13 protein-coding genes are annotated in these 11,539 nt (G+C 55.7%); 10 read left to right on the forward strand and 3 right to left on the reverse strand.

The genetic code is table 11. From position 1 onward, the window contains the following. The first annotated feature begins 428 nt into the window (after positions 1-428). The 5 genes from GOX66_RS24520 to GOX66_RS24540 are packed head-to-tail and all read left to right on the forward strand — an operon-like array spanning position 429 to position 4,202. Entirely contained in the window at positions 429-1,079 is a 651-nt protein-coding gene (locus tag GOX66_RS24520; RefSeq protein ID WP_170766394.1) for a histidine phosphatase family protein, read from the forward strand. 21 nt (positions 1,080-1,100) lie between these two features. Continuing rightward, the gene (locus GOX66_RS24525; protein WP_170766396.1) at positions 1,101-1,715 is read left to right on the forward strand and encodes a glutathione S-transferase family protein; all 615 of its coding nucleotides are present in this window, start codon (positions 1,101-1,103) and stop codon (positions 1,713-1,715) included. A gap of 14 nt (positions 1,716-1,729) precedes the next feature. Then, positions 1,730-2,776 carry a saccharopine dehydrogenase gene (locus GOX66_RS24530; RefSeq protein ID WP_170766398.1) on the forward strand — a complete coding sequence of 349 codons (1,047 nt, stop codon included), beginning with the start codon at positions 1,730-1,732 and terminating at the stop codon, positions 2,774-2,776. A gap of 12 nt (positions 2,777-2,788) precedes the next feature. Next, positions 2,789-3,037: a SemiSWEET family sugar transporter gene (locus GOX66_RS24535; protein WP_170766399.1), complete on the forward strand. Its 249-nt coding sequence runs from the start codon at positions 2,789-2,791 to the stop codon at positions 3,035-3,037. A gap of 22 nt (positions 3,038-3,059) precedes the next feature. Then, a complete protein-coding gene (locus GOX66_RS24540) occupies positions 3,060-4,202 on the forward strand; it encodes a saccharopine dehydrogenase family protein (RefSeq protein WP_170766401.1) in 1,143 nt (380 codons plus the stop codon). A gap of 104 nt (positions 4,203-4,306) precedes the next feature. On the opposite strand, the gene GOX66_RS24545 is transcribed toward GOX66_RS24540, so the two are convergent. Both GOX66_RS24545 and GOX66_RS24550 read right to left on the reverse strand, forming a co-directional pair. Continuing rightward, positions 4,307-4,507, reverse strand: a complete 201-nt coding sequence (locus tag GOX66_RS24545; RefSeq protein ID WP_170766403.1) for a YjiS-like domain-containing protein — start codon at positions 4,505-4,507, stop codon at positions 4,307-4,309. Between the two features lie 54 nt (positions 4,508-4,561). Then, positions 4,562-4,786, reverse strand: a complete 225-nt coding sequence (locus GOX66_RS24550; RefSeq protein WP_170766406.1) for a DUF1127 domain-containing protein — start codon at positions 4,784-4,786, stop codon at positions 4,562-4,564. Between the two features lie 346 nt (positions 4,787-5,132). Between GOX66_RS24550 and GOX66_RS24555 the strand changes: the two genes are divergently transcribed. Next, complete coding sequence (locus GOX66_RS24555; RefSeq protein WP_336509529.1) at positions 5,133-7,055, forward strand: acyl CoA:acetate/3-ketoacid CoA transferase; 1,923 nt, start codon at positions 5,133-5,135, stop codon at positions 7,053-7,055. A 15-nt stretch (positions 7,056-7,070) separates the two neighbouring features. On the opposite strand, the gene GOX66_RS24560 is transcribed toward GOX66_RS24555, so the two are convergent. Next, positions 7,071-7,244, reverse strand: coding sequence for a hypothetical protein (locus GOX66_RS24560; RefSeq protein ID WP_170766409.1), 174 nt, complete (start codon positions 7,242-7,244; stop codon positions 7,071-7,073). Between the two features lie 706 nt (positions 7,245-7,950). Here GOX66_RS24560 and GOX66_RS24565 point away from each other — a divergent pair. The 4 genes from GOX66_RS24565 (at position 7,951) to GOX66_RS24575 (ending at position 10,992) form a co-directional block, all read left to right on the forward strand. Next, positions 7,951-8,937, forward strand: a complete 987-nt coding sequence (locus GOX66_RS24565; RefSeq protein WP_170766410.1) for a DMT family transporter — start codon at positions 7,951-7,953, stop codon at positions 8,935-8,937. Positions 8,938-9,739: 802 nt separating this feature from the next. Next, a complete protein-coding gene (locus tag GOX66_RS24570) occupies positions 9,740-9,916 on the forward strand; it encodes a hypothetical protein (RefSeq protein ID WP_170766411.1) in 177 nt (58 codons plus the stop codon). A gap of 6 nt (positions 9,917-9,922) precedes the next feature. Beyond that, positions 9,923-10,186 carry a tetratricopeptide repeat protein gene (locus GOX66_RS26420; RefSeq protein ID WP_419555584.1) on the forward strand — a complete coding sequence of 88 codons (264 nt, stop codon included), beginning with the start codon at positions 9,923-9,925 and terminating at the stop codon, positions 10,184-10,186. 107 nt (positions 10,187-10,293) lie between these two features. Beyond that, the gene (locus tag GOX66_RS24575; protein ID WP_170766412.1) at positions 10,294-10,992 is read left to right on the forward strand and encodes a tetratricopeptide repeat protein; all 699 of its coding nucleotides are present in this window, start codon (positions 10,294-10,296) and stop codon (positions 10,990-10,992) included. Positions 10,993-11,539: the final 547 nt, after the last annotated feature.

Here is an 11,539-nt window from a genome sequence, read left to right on the forward strand (position 1 = left end):
AATCAACCATCTTACCACCCAACTCAACATGCAAGTCGTACAACGGCGTGCGTTTCGGTGATGATGCCATGTCCGGAACCTTTCATATGCCGTTTTCAAAATTCCCTGCGCATTTTGCAATGGCAGCTCTGCACGAAAGCCATTCGACACCAAAGTTCCCTTGACGCGATCACGAGTCAACAGGATTGAATCACTGTCGGTCATCTGATCCCCAAGGTAAATTCGGGGCAAGGCGTATGCGGCCGTATGCAGCGACCCAGTGTCCTTTAGGAAACTTTTTTCTGTTACGCAACATCATGGAAATCTGAGCACGCTTCACAGGCGTGAAGGGCAGACATTGCACGTGCCTGATTTTTATCGGACACCCGGCAATGGCCTCTGGCACCTGTCCGAATCCTGCCCTAAGACTTCGCCCAAGAGGGACCGCCATGTCACATATTACACTGGTTCGTCACGGTCAGGCCAATACCGCCGCGCGTGATGAAGAGAACTATGACAAGCTCAGCGATCTGGGCCATCAGCAGGCGCGCTGGCTGGGAGCGCATCTGCACGAAACGCGGGCGCACCACCCGCGGATCTACTGCGGCACGCTTGTCCGGCATGCCGAAACTGCGGCCAGCATGGGATTGCCCGGTCCGATCCGGGACGCGCGCCTGAATGAGATCGAATATTTCACCCTCGCCAAACTGTTCGAGGAACAGCACGGGGTGGCGATCCCTGACGACCGCGAAGGGTTCGTGGAACACCTGCCCCGCACCTTTGCCGCCTGGGCCAATGGCGACATCAAAGACACGCCCGAAACCTTCGAAGAATTCGAAACCCGCGTCTCGGACGCGTTGCGCGACATAGGCACCGAAGGCGGGCCGGCCATCGTCGTGACGTCCGGCGGGTTGATCTCGATGGTCGTGCGGCAGGCAATGGGGCTGGACATACCTGCAATGGCGCGCGTGGCCCTTGCCATCATGAACACGTCGATGCATCGTCTGCACCCGATCGGCGCGCAGCTGAGCCCAGTCCTGTTCAACGCCGTGCCGCATCTGGAAGCGCCCGAACGGCAATTCGCACAAACGCATCTGTAACCCATTCCCGGAGGCCCTCTGATGCAGCTTTACTATGCCCCCCGCACCATCTCGGTTGCCGTTGCCATCGCGCTGGAAGAGGCCGGGCGGGAATACGAAGCCATCCGCCTGAACTTCGCCGAAGGGGAGCAGACCAAACCCGCCTACAAGCAGATCAACCCCAAGGGCCGCGTTCCCACTTTGGTGGTCGATGGCGGCATCCTGACCGAAACCGGTGCGTTGCTCGAATACATCGCGGCCATGGCCCCCGAGGCCGGGCTGGTGCCCGCCGATCCGATCCTGGCGGCCCGGATGCGCGAGGTGATGTATTATCTGGCCTCGACCATGCATGTGAACCACGCCCACAAGTTACGTGGGCACCGCTGGGCCGACAAGAAATCCAGCTGGAAAGACATGACCGCCAAGGTCCCACAGACAATGATCGCATCCTGCGAATACATCGTCTCGAACGGGCTGCGCGGGCCGTTTGTTCTGGGCGAGGCAATTTCGCTGGCAGACGCCTACCTGTATGTGGTTTGCAGCTGGCTGGAAGCCGACGGCGTCGACGTCTCGGCCTTTCCCAAAATTCTAACCTTCCGCGAGGCGATGGAGGCGCGCGCTTCGGTTCAGGCGGTGCGTGCCGCCGGAATGCTCTGACAAAAGGATTACACATGACACATCTCTGGGTCCGGGCAGAACAGCGTCCGAACGAGGAACGGGTGGGGCTGACACCGCAGGGCGCCGCTGATCTGATCGCCGCAGGAATCCGCGTGACAGTTGAGGAAAGTCAGGTTCGTGCCATTCCGATTGACGGCTACAAAGATGCAGGGTGCGAAATCGCGCCCGAGAATTCCTGGCCCGATGCGCCGCTGGGCGCCATCATCTTCGGCCTCAAGGAACTGCCCGAGGACGGCACTCCCCTGCCCCATCGCCACATCATGTTTGGCCACGCTTACAAGGGCCAGCACTCGGGTCGCGCGCTGCTGGACCGGTTCAAGGCCGGGGGCGGGACACTCTATGATCTGGAATACCTGGTCGACGAGAATAACCGGCGCGTCGCCGCCTTTGGCTATTGGGCGGGTTATGCCGGTGCGGCTGTAACGCTGAAAACGTGGGCGGCGCAGCAGCGACGCGAGGAATGCCCTCCGGTTGGAATTTACCCCGGCAAAGACGCGCTGAACGCGGAATTGCTGGCGGAACTTGAAGCTGCCAGCGCCGACCGCCCCCGCGCGATCGTCATCGGTGCTCTGGGCCGGGTTGGCACAGGAGCTGCGGATTTGTGTGAGGCGATGGGTGTTGCCGTCACCAAATGGGACATGGCGGAAACCGCCAGCGGTGGCCCGTTCCCGGAAATCCTGGACCACGACCTGTTCCTGAACTGCATCTTCGCCCGCCCCGGCACTCCGGTCTTTGTCCCGCGTGAGGCGCTGACCGCCCCGCGCAAGCTGACCGCCATCGGCGATGTCGCCTGCGATCCGGACAGCGACTATAACCCGGTCCCGGTCTATGACCGCGCCACCACGTGGGAAAAGCCCGCCCTGCGCGTGGCGACCGACCCGGTGATGGATGTGACCGCCATCGACAACCTGCCTTCGATGCTGCCGGTGGAAAGTTCGGAGGACTACGCCGCGCAACTCCTGCCTTCACTGCTGTCCCTGACCGATCTGGAAAGCGGCGTCTGGGGCCGCGCGCGGGACGAGTTCCGCAAACATGTCTAGGCGGGTCCAATAATGGAACATCTGATCGGAGGGGCGGCCGCGGTTCTGGGCACGGTCTGCTGGTTGCCGCAGACCCTAAAAACCTGGCGCACGCGCGAAACCAAGGACCTGTCGCTGCCCGCGAACCTGTTGATCCTGACCACGCTGACCCTGTGGCTGGCCTATGGGTTGATGATCACGGCGTGGCCTTTGATCCTTGGCAATGTGATATCGATCCTGCTTGTCGGTGCGATTGTGACCGCGAAACTGAAATTCGGCTGAACAGCCTGAGAGGAGCTAACAAATGACCATCCATTGGTGTGGCACCGGCCTGTCGGCCATCCCCGGCCTGCGTCGCCTGATCGAAGGCGGGCACAAGGTCATCGTCTGGAACCGGACCGTTGAAAAGGCCAAAGCTGAGGTCGGCGATCTGACCGAAGATATTCGCGCCTTTGATATCGACGCGCTGGGAGCCATGCTGGAAAAAGGCGACGCGATCGTCTCGATGCTGCCGGGTGACTGGCACGTGCCGCTGGCGGAGCTGGCGATTTCGAAAGAGGCAAACTTTGTCTCGTCCTCCTACATCGCGCCCGAGATGCGCGCGCTGGACGATAAGGCGCGCGAGGCCGGTGTGGCGCTGGTCAACGAGGTAGGGCTGGACCCGGGCATTGACCACCTGATGGCGCATGCTCTGGTCGACGATTATCGCGCCTCGGATGCGTTCGACCCGCAGAACCACCTGAGCTTCATCTCGTATTGCGGTGGCATCCCCAAGAACCCCAACCCGTTCCGCTATAAATTCAGCTGGTCGCCCCTGGGCGTTCTCAAAGCGTTGCGCTCGCCGTCAAAATCGATCCGCAGCTACGCGCCGCTGGACGTGGCCCGGCCGTGGGATGCGATCAGCACCTATATCGCGCCGCTACCGACACCGGAAAGCTTCGAGGTCTACCCGAACCGCGACTCGATCCCGTTCATGGAACAGTACCATTTCGAGAAGCACTGGCCGGTCAAGGAATTCGTCCGCGGCACCCTGCGCCTGAACGGCTGGGCAGACGCCTGGTCGGACGTGTTTACCGAGATCGAAACTCTGTCCGGCCCCGAAGGCGACGCGCGCCTGAAAGAGATGTCGGATCAGTTCTGGGATGAAAACGCCTATGATGAAGGCGAGCCGGACCGTGTGGTTCTGTGTGTCGGCCTGAAGGCGGAAAAAGACGGCGCCGAGGTCTGGCACAAAACCTATGTCATGGACGCCTGGGGTGACGCGCGCGGCACCGCCATGGCGCGGCTTGTGTCCATCCCGGTGTCACTGGCGGTCGAGGCGGTTCTGAACCGCGCAATCCCGGCGGGTGTGCATGCTGCTCCCAGCGACCCGAAACTGGTGCAGGGCTGGATGGCAGAGATCGACAAACTGGCACAGCACCTTCAGGTGGTGGATCACAACGCCTGATTTGCGGCTACCTCGTCAAAGAAAAAAAGCCATTCCGGGAAATCGGAATGGCTTTTTGGCTTCACCCGTGCGATCAGCTGTCTTCGGGATAGCGACATGATGTTTCAGATGTACCTTTCGATCGTGTCATCGATATCACTTCGGTTGATCCCAAGCTCGGACAGCTGATGATCCGTTAAGCGATTCAGTTCCTGCGCCGCCCGTACAATGTCGGATCTGATCGACTGCATTGTCATCGCCCGGTCGAACAGCAGCAAGGCGCTGGCGGTCGCCTTAACATCGGTGTTTGCTTGTGTATCTAGCATCTTCGTCCTCCACTTTTTATGGAAAGCTTGCAGAGCTGCAAATTTCACTGCGCGTTACTGATACGGCTGCTTGTGATAAACGCTCTGGTAGGCCCGTTCCTTGATCTCGTCCCGCGGAATTCCGATGTCCTGCAGCTGCTTGTCGCTGAGGTTTTCCAGTTTCTGGACGGTATCGGCGTAAATTCTCCGCCGAAACTGCTCGACCCTCACTTCGGCGTAATTGGAAAACAGACCGAAAAAGAGACCTTTCTGCGGCGTGATTGTTTGTGCGGTTCCCATTGTTTCCTCCATCTAATCTAAGCTGTGATTTCCTTCTCAAAGCAGATTAAAGAAGTCAGAATTAACGAGGCCGGAGGGATGGATTAACTTTGGTTAATATTGGAAAAACCAATTTCGCGGTGGGCTGATCATCGCGTTTATTAGGGGTCCACAACCGTGTTCGGAAACGGAGGATCTGGAATGGCGACCAAAACAACCGACGCTTAATTAAACAAATTCGAAGTTACGGCAGCAGTGAATTACACTCGAACCATATCGAAAAAGTATGCTGCAAGCAGGCTTTGACTGTACACTTGACCACGAGACAGAGAAACACGAACCGGTCAACCCGGCGGGAAAGGTTAAAGTGAAACGTAAGGTGGTTTCGGCCGATGACGCGGTGGCGCTTATCAAGAACAGGGATACGCTGACGACATCGGGCTTTGTTGGCATCGGCGTACCGGACGAGCTGCTCGCGGCGCTGGAAAAGCGGTTTCTGGAAACCGGCACCCCACGCGATCTATCCGTCGTTTTTGCCGCCGGTCAGGGTGACGGAAAAGAACTGGGCCTGAACCGTCTGGGCCACGAAGGTTTGCTCAGGAGGGTCGTCGGCGGGCATTGGGGGTTGATCCCCAAAGTCGCAAAACTGGCTGTCGAGGGGGCTATCGAAGGCTGGAATCTACCACAGGGGTGTATAAGCCAGCTGTACAGGGATACGGCTGCTGGCAAGCCGGGAATGCTATCAAAAGTCGGGCTGGAGACCTTCGTCGATCCGCGATTGGGTGGCGGGGCGATCAACAGCATTTCCACGGCCCGACAAGTGGAGCTGATGTCTATCGACGGCGAAGAGGTCCTGTTCTACCCCGCGCAGAAACTGACAGTTGCGCTGTTGCGGGGCACAACCGCCGATGAGGTTGGCAACATCACCATGGAGCGGGAAGCGCTTGTGATTGACAGCCTTGCGCAAGCCATGGCCGTCAAGAACGCAGGAGGCGTCGTTATCGTTCAGGTCGAACGTCTGGCACGCGGCCGGAGCCTGCCGGCGCGAGATGTGCAAATACCGGGTGTGCTGGTTGATGCGGTCGTGGTAGCGCGTCCTGAGAACCACAGGCAGACATATAAGACCCAGTTTTCGCATGCGTTCACCAATCGTATCCGACCACCGGTCGGCGAAATTCCAGCTATGCGGCTTGATCCCCGAAAAATCATCGCGCGCCGATGTGCTTTCGAACTGCCGATCAACGGCGTCATCAATCTCGGTATCGGAATGCCAGAAGGCGTCGCCTCGGTTGCGGCCGAGGAGGGAATTCTTGAACACATTTCGCTGACTGCCGAGCCCGGAGTGATTGGCGGCCAACCCGCCTCGGGGCTGGATTTCGGCGCGGCAGTGGATGTCGATGCAGTGATCCCGCAGAACGCACAGTTCGATTTCTACGACGGGGGTGGCCTCGACATGGCCTGCCTCGGCCTTGCACAGGCGGATGCCGCCGGAAATGTGAACGTCTCACGTTTTGGTGCGCGCCTGGCAGGTGCGGGCGGGTTCATCAACATCAGTCAGAACGCAAAATCGCTGGTTTTTGCCGGAACATTTACGGCGCAAGGGCTTGAGATCGAAATCACCGATGGCCGTATGTCCGTCATCAAAGAAGGCGCCTCACAGAAATTCCTGGCAGACGTTGAACAGGTGACGTTTTCCGGCCGCCGTGCCGCCCGGTTGGGTCACCATGTGCACTACGTCACGGAACGATGTGTTTTCCGACTTACGGAAAACGGACTGCAATTGACCGAGATCGCCCCGGGGGTCGACCTTGAGCGTGACATTCTGAACCAGATGGCGTTTCGCCCGATAATGGACGAAGTTGTAGAAATGGACGCCCGCCTCTTCGCCTCGGAAGTGATGGGCCTCAGGCGCGATCTTCTTCACCTCGACTTGCCGGAGCGGATCGCGCTCAATCCAACCGAGAAAAGGCTGTTTATCAACTTTGAGAAAATGCGGGTTCGAACGCGTGATGATTTGGAGCAAATCCGCCAACGGGTAGAAGAGGTTTGCCAGCAGTACGGGCAACGCGTTGACGTAATTGTCAATTACGATGGGTTCCACCTGGACGACGATATTGCGACCGACTATGCGGACATGGTTGCCGACCTCGAGACGCGTTTCTACAACAATGTCACGCGGTATTCGGGTTCCGCGTTCATGCGGCTCAAGCTCGGCGAAACGCTGAGGGGTGCCGCACCACATATCTACGAGACGCGGCAAGCCGCAAAGGCATTTCTCGATCAGTGCTGATCCGGACAAAGACCATTAGCCGAACTCCTCGGGCAGGTCGCGCCCTCGGCCTCTGGCCCGGGCGATCTGGAGAAACCCTTCCGGAGTTACACAAGGGTTGGTGGGAATGCACCCGTTCAGGGTGCGGGCGGCCAAAATGAACTGATCAAGGATCACCTGCTTACCGTCCGAAATCAAACCTTGTGCCAAGCTGGTCTCTGTCGTTGGAACCAGTTTGACTCCTGCCAAACCAAAAAAATTTGGTCCGCTTTTGTCTGACAGGGATATTGCCATTGGCGGCGAGAACAGAAATGAGTTTGCCGGACTGCCCCACGATCAGTTCAGTATTCTTCCTGGAAGTCATCTTGAAGATCGGTCATCATTATATCTCACGCCATTCGACTTAGGATATTTTCAAAGAGTGGGAGGGCGTTATCTCGTTACTATCGTGAACGAATTTGGGCGATCCTACAAACGTTGTAGGGGTGCACATAACGCTGCACCCCCTTCATTGATTTCATTTGAGAAAATCTTGAAATGTCGCCAATAAGTTTGCGCGATGTTTGCTCGTAACTTTGCGCGATTGCCCAGAAGTTTGCACTCAAACTCGCAGCTGCTCTGCCTTTGGTCTATGGGCACTCGCGGAAATCGACTAGTGGTCGGCACCTCCACAGCTATAAGTGCATCCATGGCGGCATGTTTCATCATCTGGTTGCAGTCGACATGCCAACGGCTAATGGCCTTGGATCTGAAAAGATCTGGCAACGTTGCTCTTGCAGCCAGATCATAAAAATACTCTCGCCCTCAACCTCAGATCGACGCCAGCTTCTGTCGAGCGCTCTATTCACAAAGGGTATCGCAAAGTGGCGTGACCCGCTCAATAGTCCGTGTTAGTGGCCATTTGAAAGGGCACTCCATGACAGCGGCACAAAAACTGCAAAACCCGACAGCTGGTATTGCGTTCGTACTGATCGGAATACTGGCGATTTCTATCAATGATATGCTGATCAAGTTCCTGTCTGGCGGTTATCCCTTGCATCAGATGGTTTTCACAAGATCGTTGATCGGGATAGGGTTCAGCTTTGCCTTGGTGCAAATGGAAGGTGGTTGGCGAATCCTTAAAACAGATCAGCCGGGACTTCACCTTCTGCGCGGCTTACTGATTGTGGTTGCCAATCTGACGTTTTTTACGGCTCTGGCAGTAATGCCCCTGGCGGAAGCTACCGCGGTGTTCTTTGTCGCACCCTTGATGATCACTTTGCTCAGCATCCCATTGCTCGGCGAAAAAGTTGGGCTGATGCGGATTGGGGCCGTGCTTGTCGGATTTTTGGGAGTGGTGATTATGACCCGCCCATGGGAGGCCGGTGGCGAGCGTGAGGTCGGTCTGATTATGTATGCCCTGCCGGTTCTTGCGGCTTTCACCTATGCCCTAAACAATGTGCTCACCCGCTTACTTGGTGCTAAGTCCAAGGCCTCAGCCATGGCTGTGTACATTCAAGCGTGTTTTATCATCGTCAGTCTGCTGTTTTGGTCAGTAGCCGGGGACGGGCGCTTCGCGAACGAGCTTGAAAACGAGAGTTTAATTTTCTTACTACGCGCTTGGGTTTGGCCCGAAGGGACTGATCGCTGGTTGTTTGTTGGCCTAGGGTTCAATTCTGCAATCATCGGGTATTGCTTGGGCCAAGCTTACCGCATGGCAGATGCCGCTACAGTGGCTCCGTTTGAATATGTCGGTCTTCCAATGGCAATTTTTTGGGGATGGGTGATCTGGGGAGAACTACCAAACCTGCCTGTCGCGATAGGTATCGCACTAATCCTAGGATCAGGACTGTTTGTCTTTTTGCGTGAGCGTCAGAAGAAAAGAAACGTGATCACTGAAAAGAGAGTACACCGTCGGTACTAGTTTCTAACGCTGGACAGATTGACTGGCGCCTTTGTCAAATTTGTTCGCGTTGAGCAATCACGAACCAAGGGTCGGTTGCGCCCACAGCCAATCACGATTGATCAGATCGTCGATCATCTGGCCAGACACCAAGACCACGATGGGATAAAGTCTTACTATGAGCACGGAAACCCTGATCAGCCTTACCGTGTCTTCTGTTCTCACCTGCCTGTGTTTTTGGCCGGTACGCCATGTCGTGAAGCATAGTGGTCGAGACAGAAAAAGAGACCCAGAGGCCGTGAAAGAGCTGATGCGAACCATCGGCTGGGCATAGCTTGATAGAGTTTTGGATCGGCCCAGGGACACGCACTCTAATGCTGAAAGAACCTAACGTTTGCTTCGGGGATCGCTTGGCGTTGGGACGGATGTTGAGCAACTATGAAAGCCGACAATGCGCAGCGAAAATCAAGTGGAGACTCGGTAGCGCTCAACTGACAGTCGCCCTGATGGCATCAGATATTCGACATAACCGAACCGGCCTTTCATGCAGAGCACAGAGAGCGGCTGCTACAATCCCTTTATTACCGATTCTGCACTGTGAACAAATGTCCGGAATTGTGGTTCTTATACTGCGTAGCCTTACTTAGGCTATACTTTCCGCGCAGCATAAAGCCTGGAGCTTCAAGCTGGACTTCCTTTCGAAATAGAACTTCCCAACTAAATGATTCTAAGAAATAAAATTCGTTGTCTCGCCCTTGCTGTTGCCGCGTGTACAGTTGGGTTGATCATCTACCAGCCGTTAAAAGCGACGCCTCTGGAGAAAGTGAACTCCAAAGTCGACGCCTGCGAGAATACTCTTGATACGGACATGGAGGCCAAAAGGTGCGGCGACGCCCTGGCGACGCTCGACAAGGCGATATCTATTTATGCGAACGATGATCATGTTGATATCCTTTGGAGAGACCGGGCCTGGGTCAAAACGATGCTGGGTGATTTTTAAGGAGCAATGCCGGACACAGACAAAGCTCTGGAACTTGACCCGAACTCCGCCTGGGCATGGTATTGGCGCGGGCGCCTGAACATGCCGTCCGGGGATATGGCATCCGCAATTTCCGATTTTCGTCGGTCGTCGAAGGTGGACCCAATCTATTGTCGAACAAACTTCCGAATATGCGAGATGACGCATGTCCTGTGGAGAATTGGGAAAATCGGTCCATCGGCTTTGGGTGAAATCAAAGAAAAAAACGTGATGCTAACCCTCATGATCTGAATCTGGCATTCGTGAATTATTTGGCAAACTACCCGGATGGCCCATACAGCGGGGCGCAAGAAGTTCTGGGTCAAATGATACAATCGACAGACCGCCCCGAGTATCTGATGTTACTGCGCGCACGTATAAATGTCCGGATGGATCACAATGAGCAGGCGCTTGATGAGCTCAACTCTCTGACGAAAAATCCCGAGCTTTACGACAAATTCAGCGAACAAATGAGAGCGCGGATACCAGAATTAAAGGCAAATGGGGACTCCTGTACGGCTAAACAGTTTTCAACGCAAAACCGAAGGTACATTTTTCTGTTTCCTGATTCCCTACAACTGGAAATCGACGTGCAAAGGGATACGAGGAACTGGGAAGGCGCTTTGTCGTCTGTGGATGAACTGATAGCTTATCGGCGCCAAAGACACATGCCTTGGACCGAGCGAGGTGAGATTCTCGAGCAGTTCGGTCGACAGGACGAGGCTTTGATGAGTTACAAGGAAGCCATCCGTTTAGCCATGCCAGAGAACTACGACGCCGGCCACGGCACTGCACCGCCACTCATACAAGCGTTATTTCGTCTCGCATACATCTACGAAACACAGGACCGGTCTGCTGACGCGCTGACGGTCTGGGACGAGGCGCTGTCGGTAGCCGATGACAGTGTGATCTGGGACGTTCAGGAATTGATGGAAATCGCAGGTCACTATAATGGCGACAGGACCGATATTTACGATCCAAGAACCAAAATTGCCGTGAGGGCCTGTCTAAGTGACGCCGAATGCAAATGGAAGAAAATATACCCCAAAATGCGTTGAACGAAGACAATTGTGCATTCCCAAAAACGACAAAGCGGTCATTTGCAAATGCACAGAGAAAGTCCAATTTGTTGCGCGTTTTACCAGTTCGCACACGGCGCAATGAACAGAGGTATTTCCCGAACCGGCCACTCGTGCGCAGTGCAGCGAAGGTGCCGAACAAGCCCAGCCTTTGAATTTGATTTTCTCGCTGCAAGCGCACGCAGCACAAAATTCGCAGCATATGCGCAGTTCTTCTTGTTGCTTCGCCAACAAGAAACCAGCCATTCATGCAGGCCGCAGCAAGATAGCGCCCTTCAATTCACGGATTGCGGACTTTGCTGCCGTTCGCAACCATGGGGCTAATGTCCGCTTTCCAGAAATCCCGTCTGGAATGGCCATTTTTGTGTTCTCGGGCTAGAGCTAGCTGAAAAGCCTTGGTGATATTCAATGAGAAACCCAACATGGGAACCCATATCGATAGAAACGCTGGCGCTGCCAGATGCTAAGGCGTGATCCTCCCCCTCTGAAGTGGTCCGCCGTTATGGTTAAGAAAACGGAGGAACCA

Source organism: Ruegeria lacuscaerulensis (genome assembly GCF_013031245.1).
GTDB classification, from domain to species: domain Bacteria; phylum Pseudomonadota; class Alphaproteobacteria; order Rhodobacterales; family Rhodobacteraceae; genus Ruegeria; species Ruegeria lacuscaerulensis_C.